The 16,594-nt window shown below is 62.4% G+C and carries 16 protein-coding genes; all 16 read right to left on the bottom strand.

Translation table 11 applies throughout. The features are described from left to right. Positions 1-5: 5 nt before the first annotated feature. A complete protein-coding gene (cyoB, locus tag RM96_RS13040; protein ID WP_039011060.1) occupies positions 6-1,979 on the bottom strand; it encodes a cytochrome o ubiquinol oxidase subunit I in 1,974 nt (657 codons plus the stop codon). Between the two features lie 8 nt (positions 1,980-1,987). Then, a complete protein-coding gene (gene cyoA, locus RM96_RS13035; RefSeq protein WP_039011000.1) occupies positions 1,988-2,956 on the bottom strand; it encodes a ubiquinol oxidase subunit II in 969 nt (322 codons plus the stop codon). Between the two features lie 587 nt (positions 2,957-3,543). Continuing rightward, positions 3,544-4,020: a MaoC family dehydratase gene (locus RM96_RS13030; protein WP_039010998.1), complete on the bottom strand. Its 477-nt coding sequence runs from the start codon at positions 4,018-4,020 to the stop codon at positions 3,544-3,546. A gap of 35 nt (positions 4,021-4,055) precedes the next feature. After that, a complete protein-coding gene (locus RM96_RS13025) occupies positions 4,056-4,499 on the bottom strand; it encodes a MaoC family dehydratase (protein ID WP_039010995.1) in 444 nt (147 codons plus the stop codon). A gap of 159 nt (positions 4,500-4,658) precedes the next feature. Further along, positions 4,659-5,777 (bottom strand): acyl-CoA dehydrogenase family protein, encoded by a 1,119-nt coding sequence (locus RM96_RS13020; RefSeq protein WP_039010994.1) that lies wholly within the window; start codon positions 5,775-5,777, stop codon positions 4,659-4,661. A gap of 13 nt (positions 5,778-5,790) precedes the next feature. Beyond that, positions 5,791-6,993, bottom strand: coding sequence for an acyl-CoA dehydrogenase family protein (locus tag RM96_RS13015; protein ID WP_039010992.1), 1,203 nt, complete (start codon positions 6,991-6,993; stop codon positions 5,791-5,793). A gap of 97 nt (positions 6,994-7,090) precedes the next feature. After that, the gene (locus RM96_RS13010) at positions 7,091-7,549 is read right to left on the bottom strand and encodes a DUF1178 family protein (protein WP_039010990.1); all 459 of its coding nucleotides are present in this window, start codon (positions 7,547-7,549) and stop codon (positions 7,091-7,093) included. A 171-nt stretch (positions 7,550-7,720) separates the two neighbouring features. Beyond that, positions 7,721-8,335, bottom strand: coding sequence for an NUDIX domain-containing protein (locus tag RM96_RS13005; RefSeq protein ID WP_039010989.1), 615 nt, complete (start codon positions 8,333-8,335; stop codon positions 7,721-7,723). A 47-nt stretch (positions 8,336-8,382) separates the two neighbouring features. Further along, entirely contained in the window at positions 8,383-8,691 is a 309-nt protein-coding gene (locus tag RM96_RS13000) for a DUF2818 family protein (RefSeq protein WP_039010988.1), read from the bottom strand. A 19-nt stretch (positions 8,692-8,710) separates the two neighbouring features. Then, on the bottom strand, positions 8,711-10,186 hold the full coding sequence (gene nuoN / locus RM96_RS12995) for an NADH-quinone oxidoreductase subunit NuoN (protein ID WP_039010987.1): 1,476 nt from the start codon (positions 10,184-10,186) through the stop codon (positions 8,711-8,713). Between the two features lie 18 nt (positions 10,187-10,204). Beyond that, a complete protein-coding gene (locus RM96_RS12990; protein WP_039010984.1) occupies positions 10,205-11,671 on the bottom strand; it encodes an NADH-quinone oxidoreductase subunit M in 1,467 nt (488 codons plus the stop codon). A gap of 27 nt (positions 11,672-11,698) precedes the next feature. Then, entirely contained in the window at positions 11,699-13,783 is a 2,085-nt protein-coding gene (gene nuoL, locus RM96_RS12985) for an NADH-quinone oxidoreductase subunit L (protein WP_039010983.1), read from the bottom strand. Positions 13,784-13,844: 61 nt separating this feature from the next. After that, positions 13,845-14,150 carry an NADH-quinone oxidoreductase subunit NuoK gene (nuoK, locus tag RM96_RS12980; RefSeq protein WP_039010981.1) on the bottom strand — a complete coding sequence of 102 codons (306 nt, stop codon included), beginning with the start codon at positions 14,148-14,150 and terminating at the stop codon, positions 13,845-13,847. A 17-nt stretch (positions 14,151-14,167) separates the two neighbouring features. Then, complete coding sequence (locus RM96_RS12975) at positions 14,168-14,812, bottom strand: NADH-quinone oxidoreductase subunit J (RefSeq protein ID WP_039010980.1); 645 nt, start codon at positions 14,810-14,812, stop codon at positions 14,168-14,170. A 158-nt stretch (positions 14,813-14,970) separates the two neighbouring features. Continuing rightward, positions 14,971-15,462: an NADH-quinone oxidoreductase subunit NuoI gene (gene nuoI, locus RM96_RS12970; RefSeq protein ID WP_039010979.1), complete on the bottom strand. Its 492-nt coding sequence runs from the start codon at positions 15,460-15,462 to the stop codon at positions 14,971-14,973. A 61-nt stretch (positions 15,463-15,523) separates the two neighbouring features. Continuing rightward, a complete protein-coding gene (gene nuoH, locus RM96_RS12965; RefSeq protein ID WP_039010978.1) occupies positions 15,524-16,588 on the bottom strand; it encodes an NADH-quinone oxidoreductase subunit NuoH in 1,065 nt (354 codons plus the stop codon). Between the last annotated feature and the right edge of the window lie 6 nt (positions 16,589-16,594).

The following is a 16,594-nucleotide window of genomic DNA, read 5'->3' as shown; positions in this document are numbered from 1 at the left end:
GGTTATCAGGCCTGCGAAGCAATGCGCTGCAATTGGCGCGTTTCGATCTGCTCGACCTCCTTGGCCGGCACGTAGTAGTCGATGTGGTCGTCGTTGCTGCGGTGGATGAACGCCCACACCATGCCGACCAGGCCCACCGCCGCCAGCCACCAGATGTGCCAGGTCAGGGCAAAGCCGAAGGCCAGGCTGAAGGCGCCGATGATGAAGCCCGCGCCCGTGTTCCTGGGCATATGGATATCGGCATAGCCCTCGGTCGGGATCTTCTCGCCACGCGCCTTCATGTCGGCGAACGCGTCCAGGTCACGCACCACCGGGGTGTGCGCGAAGTTGTAGAACGGCGGCGGCGACGAGGTGGCCCACTCCAGCGTGCGGCCATTCCACGGATCGCCGGTCACGTCGGCCAGCTTCTTGCGGTCGCGGATCGACACGACGATCTGCAGCACCTGGAAGAAGATGCCCAGCGCCACGAACACCACGCCCACCACGGCCAGGTGCAGCCACGGCGTCCATGCCGCGTTGTCGGTATGGTTCAGGCGACGGGTCATGCCCATCAGGCCCAGCACGTACAGCGGCATGAAGGCGAAGTAGAAGCCCACCAGCCAGCACCAGAAGGCGCACTTGCCCAGGCGCTCGTTCAGCTTGAAGCCGAACGCCTTCGGCCACCAGTAGGTGATGCCGGCCAGGTAGCCGAACAGCACGCCGCCGATGATCACGTTGTGGAAGTGAGCGATCAGGAACAGGCTGTTGTGCAGCACGAAGTCAGCCGCCGGCACTGCCATCAGCACGCCGGTCATGCCACCGATCACGAACGTGACCATAAAGCCCAGGGTCCACAGCACCGGCGAAGTCAGCTGCACGCGGCCGCGGTACATGGTGAACAGCCAGTTGAAGATCTTCACCCCGGTCGGGATGGAGATGATCATGGTGGTGATGCCGAAGAACGCGTTGACGTTGGCACCCGAGCCCATCGTGAAGAAGTGGTGCAGCCACACGATGAACGACAGCACCATGATGGCCGCGGTCGCGTACACCATGCCCTTGTAGCCGAACAGTTTCTTGCCCGAGAAAGTCGAGATGATTTCCGAGAAGATGCCGAACGCCGGCAGGACCAGGATGTACACCTCGGGGTGGCCCCAGATCCAGATGAGGTTGACGTACATCATCGCGTTGCCGCCAGCCTCATTCGTGAAGAAGTGCATGCCGAGGTAGCGGTCCAGGCCCAGCAGCGCCAGGGTCACGGTCAGCACCGGGAAGGCAGCCACGATCAGCACGTTGGTGCACAGCGCGGTCCAGGTGAACACGGGCATGCGCATCAGGGTCATGCCGGGCGCGCGCATCTTCAGGATGGTCACCAGGAAGTTGACGCCTGTCAGCAGCGTGCCGAGGCCCGAGATCTGCAGGCTCCAGAGGTAGTAGTCCACCCCCACGCCCGGACTGAAGTCCAGCCCCGACAGCGGCGGATAGGCCAGCCAGCCGGTCTTGGCGAATTCGCCAACGCCCAGCGACACATTGACCAGCATGGCGCCCGCCACGAACAGCCAGAAGCTCAGCGTGTTCAGGAACGGGAAGGCCACATCGCGCGCGCCGATCTGCAGCGGCACGACCAGGTTCATCAGGCCGGTCATCAGCGGCATGGCCACGAAGAAGATCATGATCACGCCGTGGGCGGTGAAGATCTGGTCGTAGTGCTCGGGCGGCAGGAAGCCGGTGGAGCCACCGGTGGCGACAGCCAGCTGGGTACGCATCATGAGCGCATCGGCAAAACCGCGCAGCAACATGACCAGGGCAACCAGGCAGTACATCACGCCGATCTTCTTGTGATCGACGGAAGTAATCCACTCGCTCCAGAGGTAGTTCCACTTCTTGAAGTACGAGATCCCGCCGAGCAGCGCCAGCCCGCCAAGGGCGACGCAGCTCAGTGTGATCATGATGATCGGCTCATGAAACGGAATCGCCGACAAACTCAATTTGCCAAACATCATTGCTCCTAGGATTGCGCGCCCAGCGCCGGCTTGGTCGGCGTGGTCATGGACACCTGCTCTACGCCCAGCGTATTGCGCGAGGTGCAGATCGGGCCGCCTTTGAACCCGTTGGCGGCCATGGCGTCGCCGCCGTTGCCCATGTACTTGTGCAGGATGCCGTGGAAGAGCTCGTCTTCCACCTTGCCGTAGTAGGTGACCGGCTCTTTCTCGCTGGGCTCGGCCAGCTTGCGGTAGCCGTCGGCGCCGAGTGCATTCGACGAAGCGCGAACCTTGGCAACCCACTGGTCGAAATCGAAGTTCGACATGGCCGTGGCCGTGAACTTCATGCCCGAGAAGCCGCCACCGCTGTAGTTGGCGGACATGCCGTCGAACGTGCCGGCCTCGTTGGCGATCAGGTGCAGCTTGGTCTCCATCCCTGCCATGGCGTAAACCTGGCTGCCCAGTTGCGGGATGAAGAAGGAGTTCATGATCGAATCGGACGTGATCTTGAAGTTCACCGGCGTATTGACCGGGAACGCGATCTGGTTGACCGTCGCGATCTTCAGTTCCGGATAGATGAACAGCCACTTCCAGTTCATCGCCACCGCCTCGACGGTGATCGGCTTGGTCTTGGATTCCAGCGGCTTGTACGGATCCAGGTCGTGCGAAGACTTCCAGGTGATGATGCCCAGCGCCACGATGATCAGGCAGGGGATCAGCCAAACCACAATCTCGATCGCGGTGGAGTGCGACCAGTCCGGCTCGTAGCGCGCCGACGTATTGGTGGCGCGATACTTCCACGCGAACACCAGGGTCAGCACGATGACCGGCACGACCACCAGCAGCATGAGCCAGGTGGCGATCAGGATGATGCCTTTGATGTCGACGCCGACCTGCCCTTTCGGGTCGAGCAGCGTCAGGTTGCAGCCGGCCAGCAGGAGCAGGCCAAGGCAAGGCAGGAACCGCGTCCACCGCGGCAGTATGGGTTTCTTCATGTCACGACTGGTCTGGTTAAACCGCGCTTGGGCAAAGCGTGGCTAAACCGCCTGATGCTTGCGCAAGAGGCGTGGGGCTGAGGGAAAACCGGAAGGACGTGTCCTTAGCTGGCGTTGCGGTCTGGTGGCGGATCTAGCGCCGGGGGACCATGCGGCCTTGCAACGCCATGAACACGGAAGGACAACTGACGACTGCGCGCGCTGCTCGCTTGTGGCGACAAGGCGTGCGCTGGAGTACCTGATGGCCGAAACCGCGAACGGACCCGGCTGGATACAGCGGCCGGGCAGCGTTGGAATACGAGGTTTTTGCGATTCTCGACCGACTTGCCTTCATGGCAAGCGCGGTTTCCGGCCGGGGAGCGCAACACGTAAAACATCGTGGGCGCGACTGTACCGCAATGCAGCATTACGGGTAAACCCAACGTCACAGAACACACTGTTCAGAAAACCGGACAATTGCAACGAGTACTTTTACATACACTCGTGATGTGGATCAAGGTTCTCAATTCTGGCCAAAAAATGCAGAAAGCCGCGCATAGGCGCGGCTTTCTGGCTGCCGCTAATTCAACAGCGGCAAATTGTCGCACTCAGCCGTACCGGCGGCTGATCGACTCGGCCACGCAGACCGGACGGTCGCTGCCCTCGCGCTCGATCGTCACTTCCCAGGTGGACTGGGCGCCCTCCAGCTCAGGCGAATTGGGCAGCGGATCCAGCCGCTCGACCTTCAGCAGCTTGATGCGCGCACGCAGGCGGCTGCCAACGGGCACCGGCGCCGTAAAGCGCACCCGGTTCAGGCCGTAGTTCACGCCGATCTTCGATGGCATGTGCAGCGCGTTGTGCATGAACTTCGGCACCAGCGAGAGCGTCAGGAAGCCGTGCGCGATGGGACCGCCATACGGGGATTCCTTCTTCGCCCGCTCCACGTCGACGTGAATCCACTGGTGGTCGCCGGTCGCCTCGGCAAACAGGTTGACCTGCTGCTGGGTGATCTCCATCCAGTCGCTGACCGCGACTTCCTGGCCTTGCAGGCTTTCCAGTTCCTGCAGCGATGCAATGGTACGCATGGGGCTTGTCTCCTCGATTTCCGGGTTAAGTGTTCTTAGGCGGGGCGGCGTCCGTACATCCCCATACCCTTGACGGTGCAGACCAGCTCGCCACGCTGGTTGGTGGCTTCCCACTGGGTGTGGACCACGCCCCGGTCCGGCTTGGACTGCGATGGGCGGGTGTCCAGCACGTTCAGCACGACGGTCAGCGTGTCGCCCGCATAGACGGGCTTGAGCCAGCGGATCTCGTCGACGCCGGGCGAGCCCATGCTGGCCGACTTGCCAGTGGCGCTGAGCACCAGCAGGCGCATCATGATCGAGCACGTCATCCAGCCGCTGGAAATCAGGCCGCCGTAGATGCTGTTGGCGGCCGCTTCCTTGTCGATATGGAACGGCTGGGGATCGTACTGCCGTGCAAAGCTGAGGATCTCTTCCTCCGTGACAAGGTAGGAACCCAGCTCGCGGCGGCTGCCGACTTCAAAATCCTCGAAATACAGCATGAACTGTCTCTCCGTAATGTTTTGGCCGTTGACCTTTCCGCACGATGATCGCACGGCGGGCAGAGCCGAGTGTCCGTATTTGCCGAACACAACCCTAACAACGCGCAAAGAAAAAAACCGCGCCTGGACTACAGCGCGGTTTTGACTGGTACTGCGGGATCAGGCTGCTTGCTGGAACCCCGGCTGGGCAGCGAACCTGCCCAGGTGGTGATCCACGTCGCCGAAGGTGGTGTTGATCAGCGTCAGGCGCTTGAACATGTGCGCGGCCGGCAGTTCGTCCGTCACGCCCATGCCGCCGTGGATCTGTACCGCCTCCTGGCCGACCGAACGGGCAGCCTGCCCGACCCGGGCCTTGGCCGCGGAAACATAGTGGCGGCGCTCTTCCGGCGTCGATTCCTCGAAGCGGGCCGCTGCCAGCAGCGTGATCGAGCGCGACTGCTCGGCATGGATGAACATCTCCACCATGCGATGCTGCAGCGCCTGGAAGCGCGCGATCGGCTGGCCGAACTGCTGGCGCGTCTTGGCGTATTCCAGCGTGGCGGCGTTGAGCGTATCCATCACGCCCACGGCTTCGGCGCACAGCAGCACGGCGGCGTAGTCGGCCACCTGCTCGATCAGCGGCCAGGCCTTGCCTGCGGTGCCCAGCAGCTGGGCCGGCGCGTCCTGGAAGGTGATGTCGGCAGCGCGCAGGTTGTCGATGGTGCGGTAGTCGTTGATGCTGACGCCCGTGCCCTTTGCATCCACCAGGAACAGCGAGATGCCGTCCTGGTCGGCCTCGGCGCCGCTGCTGCGGGCCGACACGATCAGCTTGTCAGCCTGGCCGCCATGCAGCACGACCACCTTGCGGCCGCTGAGCTTGCCGTCGCGCGCGGCCACGCGCACGTCGTTCAGCGCATAGCGGGCCTGCGGCTCGTTGAACGCCACGGCCAGCTTCAGTTCGCCACCGGCAACCTGTTCGAGCAGCGCATCCTGGCCGCCAGCCAGCTTCAGGGCATAGGCACCCACCACCGTCGCCAGATACGGCTCGACGATCAGCCCGCGGCCCAGTTCCTGCTGGACCACCATCATGTCGACCGCGGTGCCCGCGAAACCGCCTTGCTCTTCCGGCACCGGCAGCGCGGTGAGGCCGAGCTCGACGAGCGAGCCCCACGCGGCCTCGCCGTAGCCGGCAGCGCTCTTGATGTTCTTCTTGCGGGACTCGAAGTCGTAGTCCTTGTCGATGAAGCGGCGTACGGCGTCAGCCAGTTGCTTCTGTTCGTCGCTGAGATTGAAGTTCATGTTGCGTGTCTCCTCACAGCCCCAGAATCATCTGGCTGATGATGTTCTTCTGAATTTCGTTGGACCCGCCGTAGATGGAGGTCTTGCGATAGTTGAAGTAGTACGCGGCCAGCGGTGCGGCGTCGTCGTAGCCGGTCACGGCGTGCTCGTGCTCGCACTCCAGGTAGGCGGTGTCGAACGGCTGGGCGTACGGGCCGACGGCCTCGACCATCAGTTCGGTCAGCATCTGCTGGATCTCGGTGCCCTTGATCTTCAGCATCGAAGCCTCGGGACCGGGGCCCTTGCCGGCGCTCTCGCTCGACACGACACGCAGCACCGTGATTTCCAGCGCCATCAGTTCGATTTCCAGCGCGGCCACCTTGGCGCCGAACACCGGATCTTCCAGCAGCGGCTTGCCGTTCTTCTGCTGCTGGCGCGCCACGCGCTTCAGGAAGCCCAGCTCGCGCTTGGAATTGCCCACGCGGGCGATGCCGGTACGTTCATGGCCGAGCAGGTACTTGGCGTAGGTCCAGCCCTTGTTCTCGTCGCCAACGCGGTTCTCCACCGCCACCTTGACGTTGTCGAAGAAGACCTCGTTCACTTCATGCTCTTCGTCAAGCATGATGATCGGGCGCACGGTGATGCCCGGCGTCTTCATGTCGATCAGCAGGAAGGAGATGCCTTCCTGCTTCTTCGCTTCGGGATCGGTGCGGACCAGGCAGAAGATCATGTCGGCGTGCTGGCCGAGCGTGGTCCAGGTCTTCTGGCCATTGACGATGTAGTGCTTGCCGTCCGAAGTCAGTTCGGCGCGGGTCTTCAGCGAGGCCAGGTCGGAACCCGAGCCCGGCTCGGAATAGCCCTGGCACCACCAGTCGGTGCAATCCAGGATGCGCGGCAGGTAGTATTGCTTCTGCGCTTCGCTGCCGTACTTCATGATGACGGGCGCAACCATTGCCACGCCGAAGGGCAGCACGCCGGGCGCGCCGACGCGGGCGTTCTCTTCGTCCCAGATGTGACGCTGGGTCGCATTCCAGCCGGTGCCACCATACTGCACGGGCCAGTGCGGCGCGGACCAGCCGTTGCCGGCCAGGATCTTGTGCCAGCGCACCAGATCGTCGCGGTTCGGACGACGGTGATTGAGAATCTTGCTGCGGATGTCCGCCGGCAAGTTGGCTTCGAGCCAGCTACGCACTTCCTCGCGGAAGGCGTTGTCGGACGCCGAATAGTTGAGATCCATGCCCGTCTCCAGTGGTGCCGGCACATTCTGGGAAGGCCGCCGGCGAATTGTTCTGCCTGCGCGTCATGCGCCGACAGCAACGGGCACAGGACGCAATTCAGTGAGCCGTCTGCTTGAGCGCATCCGGCACTACGAGCGGGAAAGCCTCGATGCCCTCCTCGGCCAGCTCCTGCACCTCTTCCGCAGATGCCGAACCGCGAATACCGCGCTCCGGCGCCTCGTCGTAGTGCATGCGCCTGGCCTCCTCGGCAAAGCGATCGCCAACGTCCTCGGTCTGCGCCAGCACCTGTTTCACTGCCTTCAGGTACAGCGCCTGCAGCGTCATCTGGGCCGCCGGCGCTTGCGCCGGCGGGCTGCCCTCCGCCCGGCCCGCTGGCCTCGCGGTCGCGCCTGACAGATTCAGGCGCGGCGCGCTCGGCAGCCGGCTGACGGCGTGGTCGCCGCAAACCGGGCACTGGACGAGGTCACGCGAAATCTGCGATTGCGCATCTTCCTCCGAGGCAAACCAGCCCTCGAAACGATGGTCTTGCGCACAGCGCAGGTCGAGCACCTTCATGATCTTTCCAGCCCGTCAAAAGCTATATTATCCGCGAATCGAAATTTTGTGAACGGTCGTGCTAAATTTTTTAGAACGACCGTTCGGAACAGTCGCGTGGCGATCAAATCACGTCCATGCGTTGTTCGCTTCCCCAGCTTAGCGCAGAGCGCCGCAGCCTGCCGCCAGCGCTCAGCGCGGCAGCGACTGCTCGCCGGGCTGCCAGGCGCCGGAGATCACTTTCTCCAGCCAGAATGCGCCGATGATGGTCTTCACATCGGTAATGCGGCCATTGCGGACCCAGTCGATAACCTGCCCCACGGGCGTGATGAAGGTCTCCAGAAACTCGCCGTCGTCGAGCTCTGCCTCGCCATGCGTCAGGTCGCGCGCCAGGAACACGTCGATGAATTCGGTCGAATAGGAAATCACCGGATGGATGCGTGTCAGGTAATCCCAGCGCGCCGCACTGTAGCCGGTCTCCTCGCGCAGCTCGCGCTCGCCGCAGCGCAGCGCTCCCTCCTGGGGATCGAGCTTGCCGGCGGGGAATTCCAGCATGACTTCACCCACCGGATAGCGGAACTGGCGCTCCATCAGCACGGTGCCGTCGTCGAACAGCGGGATCATCATGACTGCGCCGGGATGCAGCACGTACTCGCGCCCCGCCTGCTTGCCGTTCGGCAGCCTGACGATGTCTTGCTTGAGCGTGAGGAATTTGCCGCGATGCAGCGTCGCGGAGGCGACGCATTCTTCCCTGAGGCCTTCGTCGTTGTCTGGCGAAGGCAGGTTGCCCTTGGTCTTGTCAGTCATGAATGCTCCGAGGTGTTCACGCACGCCCGGAGACTTGACGACCGGCTTCAGGCGGCGCGGTGTTTGACGAGGTATTGCCAGGTGAAGCCCGGGAAGGCAAACACCAGCATCATGCAGGCCGTGATGGCATAGAACTGCCAGCCCTGCGGGAAAGCGTTGCCGAGGCTCGCCTCCACCGCAAAGCCGGCGGCGCCGGCAATGCCATAGCAGAGGATCAGTTCCACCAGCCGCAGCCACAAAGGCTTGCGCGGCCAGCGCAGCGGAATCAACGCGAACAGGCGCTGGTTGACGAACGGCAGGTTGGCACTGATCAGTGCCAACAAGATGACAAACCAGCCGCCTGCGGTGGAACTCATACGTTTTCCGGCCGGACGATCAGGAGCCCAGCGTGGCGCGGATCGCCTGATAGCACAGGTTCATCAGCGCGGCCGGGAAAATGCCCAGCACGATCAGCGCTGCGCCGTTCAGGCTCAGCATCGAACGCAGGCCCATGGTAGCTTCCAGCTGCTCTTCGCCAACCGGGGCGTCGAAGTACATCAGCTTGACCACGCGCAGGTAGTAGAACGCGCCGATCAGCGAGAACATCACTGCCACCACCGCCAGCCAGGTCATGCCCGACTTCACCACCGCGTCCAGCACCGACAGCTTGGCATAGAAGCCCACGGTCGGCGGGATGCCGGCCAGCGAGAACATCATCACCAGCATCAGGAAGGCGAACCACGGGTTGCGGCGCGACATGCCCTTCAGGTCTTCCAGCGTTTCGGCCTCGAAGCCCTTGTTAGTGCGCAGCAGGATGATGCCGAAGGTGCCAAGCGTGGTCAGCAGGTACGTCACCGAATAGAACATCGATGCGCCGTATGCATTGGCGGCGCCATCGGCCTTGTTGGCCACCACGCCCGACAGCAGGCCGAGCAGCACGAAGCCCATGTGCGAGATGGTCGAGTACGCCAGCATCCGCTTCAGGTTGGTCTGCACGATGGCGGTCAGGTTACCGATCGCCAGCGAGATCACTGAAAGCACGATCAGCATCATCTGCCAGTCATTGGCCAGCGGCAGCAGGCCTTCGACCAGCACGCGGATGAACAGCGCAAAAGCGGCAACCTTCGGACCACCCGCGATCAGCAGCGTCACCGCGGTCGGCGAGCCCTCGTAGATGTCCGGGATCCACATGTGGAACGGGGCGGCACCCAGCTTGAACGACAGGCCGGCGACGATGAAGACCACGCCGAACGCCAGCATGGTGGTGTTCACGCGGCCCGACTCGACCACGCGGAATACTTCACCCAGGTTCAGCGAACCGGTCGCACCGTACATCATCGAAATGCCATACAGCAGGAAGCCCGAAGCCAGTGCGCCCAGCACGAAGTACTTCATCGCCGATTCCGACGTCACGCGCGAATCGCGGCGCAGCGCCACCAGCGCGTAGGACGACAGCGACAGCAGCTCCAGGCCCAGGTACAGGGTCAGGAAGTTGTTGCCGGTGATCATCACGATCTGCCCACCCAGGGTGAACAGCGCCAGCATGTAGAACTCGCCGGCGAACATGTCGCGCTCGGCAAGGTATTGGCGGGTATAGACCAGGGTCACGAACAGGCCCGCGGCACAGAATGCCGACAGCACATTGGCCATCGGGTCGATCACGACCAGGTTCGAAAACGCATAGTGCGTCTCGCCGCCGGCGGCGTTGAGGCCGAACCAGACGGTCAGCACCAGCGTGGTCAGCAGCGACAGCGGATAGGCGACGCTTTGCTTGCCCTTGCCACGTGCCAGGTCAATCCAGTTGATCGCGGCGATCGCGATCGCCAGGAAAATGATCGGCGCCACGGGGCCGAGAGTCGAGGACGGTTGCATGTTGGTATCTCTCCCCGATTACAGCTTGGACTGCGCCACGTGGGACAGCAGGTTCACCACGGACGTATGCATCACGTCCGTAAAGGGCTTCGGGTGCAGGCCCATGTACAGCGTCATGATGGCCAGCAGGCCGAGCATGACGAACTCGCGCTTGTTCAGGTCGATCAGCTCGCGCACGTGCTGGTGCACGGCGTCGCCGAAGATCACGCGCTTGACCATCCACAGCGAGTACGCTGCGCCGAAGATCAGGGCGGTGGCCGCCAGCAGGCCGATCCAGAAGTTGAACTTGACGGCGCCCAGGATCACCATGAATTCACCGACGAAGCCAGAGGTTGCCGGCAGGCCGCAGTTGGCCATCGCGAAGAACACCGACAGCGCGGCGAACTTCGGCATGGTATTCACCACACCGCCGTAATCGGCGATCTGGCGCGAGTGCACGCGGTCGTACAGCACGCCGATGCAGAGGAACATGGCGCCGGAGATGAAGCCGTGCGAGATCATCTGCACGATGCCGCCTTCGATGCCGATTTCATTGAAGATGAAGAAACCGAGCGTCACGAAGCCCATGTGCGCAATCGACGAATACGCCACCAGCTTCTTCATGTCGGCCTGCACCAGCGCCACCAGCCCGATGTAGATCACGGCGATCAGCGAGATCGAGATGATGAACGGGGCCAGCGTGTGGCTCGCGTCAGGCGCGATCGGCAGCGAGAACCGCAGGAAACCGTAAGCCCCCAGCTTCAGCATGATGGCGGCCAGCACCACCGAACCGCCGGTCGGTGCTTCCACGTGGGCGTCGGGCAGCCAGGTATGCACCGGCCACATCGGCACCTTCACCGCAAACGCCATGAAGAACGCAATGAAGAGCGCGATCTGCTCGTTCATCGACAGCTTGGCCTGGTGCCATTCGAGGATGCTGAACGTGCCGGTCTTGCTGTACAGGTACAGCAGCGCAACCAGCGTCAGCAGCGAGCCCAGCAGGGTGTACAGGAAGAACTTGAACGCCGCATAGACGCGGTTCGGGCCACCCCACACGCCGATGATGATGTACATCGGGATCAGGGTCGCTTCGAAGAAGACGTAGAACAGCACGCCGTCCAGTGCGGCGAACACGCCGACCATCAGGCCCGACAGGATCAGGAACGAGGCCATGTACTCGGCCACGCGTTCGGTGATCACTTCCCAGGCCGAGATCACCACGATCACCGTGATGAAGGCGGTCAGCACCACGAACCACATCGAGATGCCGTCGACGCCCAGCGAGTACTGGACGTTGAAGCGCTCGATCCAGGTCGACTTCTCCACGAACTGCATGGCAGCCGTCGAGCGGTCGAAGTGGAACACCAGCGGCAGCGTGACGATGAAGCTGACGATCGAGCCGAACAGCGACATCCAGCGCACGTAGCCGGCGCTGCGATCCGAGCCGGAGCCCAGGATCAGCAAGCCGAAGAAGATAGGCAGCCAGATTGAGAAAGACAGAACCATTTCTTTGTTTTCCTTACTTGGTGCCTATCACTTGGTGCCGATCACGCCCGTGACCGTCAGCGTCAGCAGCACCAGCATGCCGACGATCATCGCGAATGCGTAGTGGTAGATATAGCCCGACTGCAGGTAGCGGCTCGCAGCGGCAAACGAAGCCACCACGCGCGCCGAACCGTTCACGAACAGGCCATCGATGAAGCCCTGGTCGCCGCCCTTCCACAGGCCGGTACCGAGCAGGCGAGCGCCCTTGGCGAAGACCGCCTGGTTGATGGCGTCCATGTAGTACTTGTTGTCCAGCAGCTTGTAGAGGCCCGAGAAGCGATCCTTGATCGCAGCCGGAATGTCCGGACGCTTCATGTAGAAGAACCAGGACAGCGCCACGCCGGCGATGGCCAGCCACAGCACGGGCGTCGTCACCGAATGCAGCGCCATCGGCACCCAGCCATGGAACGCTTGTGCCAGCTCTTCCATGGCGTGATGGTTCTCCCCAACGAAGATCACTTCCTTGAAGGCCACGCCGTTCTTGAAGAAATCGCCGAACAGCATCGGGCCGATAGTCATGGCACCGATCACCACCGACGGGATCGCCAGCAGCACCAGCGGCAGGGTCACCACCCAAGGCGACTCGTGCGGCTTCTCGCCCGGAGCCAGGCCATGGTGGTGGTCGGCCGAGACTTCCTCGTCTTCGTGGTTCTCGTGGTGATTTCCGTGCTCCTCCTTACCGAAGCGCTCTTCACCATGGAACACCAGGAAGTACATGCGGAACGAGTAGAACGCCGTGACGAACACCCCGGCCAGCACCGCGTAATAAGCAAAGCTCGAGCCTGCGATATGCGATTCGGCCACTGCCTCGATGATCGAATCCTTCGAGTAGAAGCCCGCGAAGAACGGCGTGCCGATCAGTGCCAGCGAGCCGATCAGAGAGGTGATCCAGGTGATCGGCATGTACTTGCGCAGGCCGCCCATGTTGCGGATGTCCTGGTCGTGGTGCATGCCGATAATGACCGAGCCGGCGCCAAGGAACAGCAGGGCCTTGAAGAATGCGTGGGTCATCAGGTGGAACACGGCAACCGAGTAGGCCGAGGCGCCGAGCGCAACGGTCATGTAGCCCAGCTGCGACAGCGTCGAGTAAGCCACCACACGCTTGATGTCGTTCTGGATGATGCCCAGGAAGCCCATGAACAGTGCCGTGATCGCGCCGATCACCAGCACGAAGGACAGCGCCGTATCCGACAGCTCGAACAGCGGCGACATGCGGGCAACCATGAAGATGCCGGCGGTCACCATCGTCGCCGCGTGGATCAGTGCGGAGATCGGGGTCGGGCCTTCCATCGAGTCAGGCAGCCAGACATGCAGCGGGAACTGCGCGGACTTGCCCATCGCGCCGATGAACAGGCAGATGCAGGCCACGGTGATCATCAGCCAGTCGGTGCCCGGGAAGATCACGGTCGCCAGCTGGTCGCGTGCTGCGAACACGTCGGTGTAGTTCATGCTGCCGCTGTAGGCCAGCAGCAGGCCGATGCCGAGGATGAAGCCGAAGTCACCCACGCGGTTGACCAGGAACGCCTTCAGGTTGGCGAAGATGGCGGTCGGGCGGGTGTACCAGAAACCGATCAGCAGGTACGACACCAGACCCACCGCTTCCCAGCCGAAGAACAGCTGCAGGAAGTTGTTGCTCATCACCAGCATCAGCATCGAGAAGGTGAAGAGCGAGATGTAGCCGAAGAACCGGTTGTAGCCGGGATCCCCCTCCATGTAGCCGACGGTGTAGATATGCACCATCAGCGACACGAAGGTCACGACCACCATCATCATCGCCGTCAGCGAGTCGACCAGGAAGCCGACTTCCATCTTCAGGTCGCCGATGGCCATCCACTCGTAGACGGTGCCGTTGAAGCTGGCGCCGTTCATCACGTCGAGCAGCACCATCACCGACAGCACGAAGGAAATGGCTACGCCCAGGATCGTGGCGGAATGCGCCACGATCCGGCCGCCGCGCGACTCCGAAGAGAACAGGTCGAAGAACTTGGTACCGAACAGGCCGGCGATCGCGGAGCCGACTAGCGGCGCCAGCGCGATCGCGAGCAGCAGGTTGGGGTTGAGCGTGGTTGCCATAGGACGCTTATTGGTGTGCGGTCGGGGAGCAGTCTTGGTTCATTACGTAAGCCGGCATGGATCAGTACTTCAGGGTATCCATGTCGTCCACGTTGATCGTGTCCAGATTGCGGAACAGCACGACCAGGATTGCCAGACCGATTGCCGACTCGGCAGCGGCCACCGTGAGGATGAAGAAAACGAAAACCTGTCCGGCCAGGTCGCCCATGTAGTGCGAGAAGGCGACGAAGTTGATGTTGACCGCAAGCAGCATCAGCTCGATCGCCATCAGCAGCACGATCACATTCTTGCGGTTCAGGAAAATACCAACGATGCTGATCGCGAACAGGATCGCACCGAGCACGAGGAAATGGGCGAGAGAGAGCACAGCGTTTCTCCGTGGCTTTAGTTCTTATTGGCGGATGCCGCGGCATCCGCCTGGGCGGCCTGGCCTTCGGACGGCATCGTCACCAGGCGTACGCGGTCGTCGCGGCGAGTGCGCAGCTGCACCGAGATATCCTGGCCCTTGACGTCCTTGCGGCGGCGCAGCGTCAGTGCCACGGCAGCAATGATGGCCACCAGCAGGATGATGCCGGCCACTTCAAAGGCGTAGATGTAGTCCGTGTAGATCAGCTTGCCGAGGGCAGCGGTGTTCGAGTAGCCGGGGTCCTGCGAGCCATTGGCCACCACCGGAGTCACCGTGCCGATGAAGTTGCGCACCAGCACGATGGCCATTTCCGCAATGATCAGCGCGCCGACTACCGACGCGAGCGGCACGTAGGTCCAGAAATCCCGCCGCAGGTGCTCGATGTCGATATCGATCATCATCACCACGAACAGGAACAGCACCATCACCGCGCCGACATAGACGAGCACCAGCAGGATGGCAAGGAATTCCGCTTTCAGCAGCATCCAGATCGCGGCGGCCGTGAAGAACGACAGCACGAGGAACAGTGCTGAGTGCACCGGGTTCTTCGCAGTGATGACTTTCAGTGCGGAGAGCACCAGCACCAGCGCAAAGACGTAGAAGATGGTGGTCGTGAGTTCCATGGTCCCTATCGGATCCTCTCTGGGCCGTCCGGCACAGACCTCCCCGTTGGGTGGTCCGCTCCCGCGGCATCCTTCTGTTGGCCCCTTGCGGAGCCGGATTCAAATTCGTTGGCGGCGGCTGCCAGAACCGGCAGCCATGCCGATCGAAACTTCGCCGGTCAGCGATACTTGGCGTCGGCAGCCTTGGCCGCGGCGATCTGCGGCTCGAAGCGGTCGCCCACTGCCAGCAGCATGTCCTTGGTGAAGTACAGGTCGCCACGCTTTTCGCCGTGGTACTCGAGAATCTGCGTTTCCACGATCGCGTCGACCGGGCAGGCCTCCTCGCAGAAACCGCAGAAAATGCATTTGGTCAGGTCGATGTCGTAGCGCGTGGTGCGGCGGGTGCCGTCGGCGCGCGAGTCAGACTCGATCGTGATGGCCAGGGCCGGGCACACCGCTTCGCACAGCTTGCATGCGATGCAACGCTCTTCCCCGTTCGGGTAGCGGCGCAGTGCGTGCAGGCCGCGGAAACGCGGCGAGATCGGCGTCTTTTCTTCCGGGAACTGGACGGTGATCTTGCGCGCGAAGAGATAGCGGCCGGTCACGGCCATGCCCTTGAAGAGTTCCTTCAGGAGCAGGCTGTTGAAGAAGTCCTTGATGACGAGCAGCATGACGATTGCTTCCTAGTGTTTCCAGCGGCGCGCGCAGCGGCGCGCACCGTCGTTTGACTGTTCAGTGCCAGATGTTCCAGGGCGACCGGATCCAGATCGCCACGATGATCAGCCACACAACGGTCAGGGGAATGAACACCTTCCATCCCAGGCGCATGATCTGGTCATAGCGGTAGCGCGGGAACGTGGCGCGAATCCAGATGAAGACCGACAGCAGCAGGAATACCTTGATCAGCAGCCAGAAGAAGCCGGGGATCGCATTGGTGACCACACTCTCGAACGGAGGCGCCCAGCCGCCCAGGAACATCAGCGCGGCCATCGTCGAGATGATGATCATGTTGATGTACTCGGCCAGGAAGAACAGCGCGAAGGCCATGCCCGAGTATTCGATCATGTGGCCTGCCACGATTTCCGACTCGCCTTCCACCACGTCGAACGGGTGGCGGTTGGTTTCGGCCACGCCCGAGACAAAGTAGACAACGAACATCGGCAGCAGCGGCAGCCAGTTCCAGGACAGGATGTTGATCCCCATGTCGGCGAAGTAGCCGGTGTTCTGGCCGTTGACGATGGCCGACAGGTTCAGGCTGCCGGCAACCATCAGCACCGTCACCAGCGCGAAGCCCATGGCGATTTCATACGACACCATCTGTGCCGCGGCACGCATGGCGCCGATGAAGGCGTACTTGGAGTTAGAGGCCCAGCCGGCCAGGATCACGCCGTAGACGCCGACCGAGCTGATCGCCATCACGTACAGCAGACCGGCGTTGACGTTCGCCATCACCACTTCAGCCTGGAACGGAATCACGGCCCAGACCGCAACAGCAGGCATCAGCACCATCAGCGGCGCGATCAGGTACATGCCGCGGCTGACCTGCGTCGGCATCATGACTTCTTTGAGCAGCAGCTTCAGCACGTCGGCGATCGGCTGCAGCAGGCCGAGCGGGCCCACGCGGTTCGGGCCGAGACGGACGTGCATCCAGCCGATCAGCTTGCGCTCCCACAGGATCAGGTAAGCCACGCACAGCAGCAGCGGCACCACGATGAGCACGGCGCGGATCAGGATCCACAGCGGCGTCCAGTACGCGCCCAGCACGCCCTGCCCTTGCGAGGTAATCCAGTCAATCATGTCTTC

The organism is Cupriavidus sp. IDO, assembly GCF_000812465.1.
Taxonomy (GTDB): domain Bacteria; phylum Pseudomonadota; class Gammaproteobacteria; order Burkholderiales; family Burkholderiaceae; genus Cupriavidus.
Note: the sequence above shows the minus strand (reverse complement) of the source record. Positions and strands in the feature narration are given on the sequence as shown.

What these genes read in the sequence shown, in the direction of transcription:
- cyoB (WP_039011060.1), bottom strand. Translation starts at nt 1,979, where the DNA reads ATGTTTGGCAAATTGAGTTTGTCGGCGATTCCGTTTCATGAGCCGATC.
- cyoA (WP_039011000.1), bottom strand. Translation starts at nt 2,956, where the DNA reads ATGAAGAAACCCATACTGCCGCGGTGGACGCGGTTCCTGCCTTGCCTT.
- RM96_RS13030 (WP_039010998.1), bottom strand. Translation starts at nt 4,020, where the DNA reads ATGCGTACCATTGCATCGCTGCAGGAACTGGAAAGCCTGCAAGGCCAG.
- RM96_RS13025 (WP_039010995.1), bottom strand. Translation starts at nt 4,499, where the DNA reads ATGCTGTATTTCGAGGATTTTGAAGTCGGCAGCCGCCGCGAGCTGGGT.
- RM96_RS13020 (WP_039010994.1), bottom strand. Translation starts at nt 5,777, where the DNA reads ATGAACTTCAATCTCAGCGACGAACAGAAGCAACTGGCTGACGCCGTA.
- RM96_RS13015 (WP_039010992.1), bottom strand. Translation starts at nt 6,993, where the DNA reads ATGGATCTCAACTATTCGGCGTCCGACAACGCCTTCCGCGAGGAAGTG.
- RM96_RS13010 (WP_039010990.1), bottom strand. Translation starts at nt 7,549, where the DNA reads ATGAAGGTGCTCGACCTGCGCTGTGCGCAAGACCATCGTTTCGAGGGC.
- RM96_RS13005 (WP_039010989.1), bottom strand. Translation starts at nt 8,335, where the DNA reads ATGACTGACAAGACCAAGGGCAACCTGCCTTCGCCAGACAACGACGAA.
- RM96_RS13000 (WP_039010988.1), bottom strand. Translation starts at nt 8,691, where the DNA reads ATGAGTTCCACCGCAGGCGGCTGGTTTGTCATCTTGTTGGCACTGATC.
- nuoN (WP_039010987.1), bottom strand. Translation starts at nt 10,186, where the DNA reads ATGCAACCGTCCTCGACTCTCGGCCCCGTGGCGCCGATCATTTTCCTG.
- RM96_RS12990 (WP_039010984.1), bottom strand. Translation starts at nt 11,671, where the DNA reads ATGGTTCTGTCTTTCTCAATCTGGCTGCCTATCTTCTTCGGCTTGCTG.
- nuoL (WP_039010983.1), bottom strand. Translation starts at nt 13,783, where the DNA reads ATGGCAACCACGCTCAACCCCAACCTGCTGCTCGCGATCGCGCTGGCG.
- RM96_RS12975 (WP_039010980.1), bottom strand. Translation starts at nt 14,812, where the DNA reads ATGGAACTCACGACCACCATCTTCTACGTCTTTGCGCTGGTGCTGGTG.
- nuoI (WP_039010979.1), bottom strand. Translation starts at nt 15,462, where the DNA reads ATGCTGCTCGTCATCAAGGACTTCTTCAACAGCCTGCTCCTGAAGGAA.
- nuoH (WP_039010978.1), bottom strand. Translation starts at nt 16,588, where the DNA reads ATGATTGACTGGATTACCTCGCAAGGGCAGGGCGTGCTGGGCGCGTAC.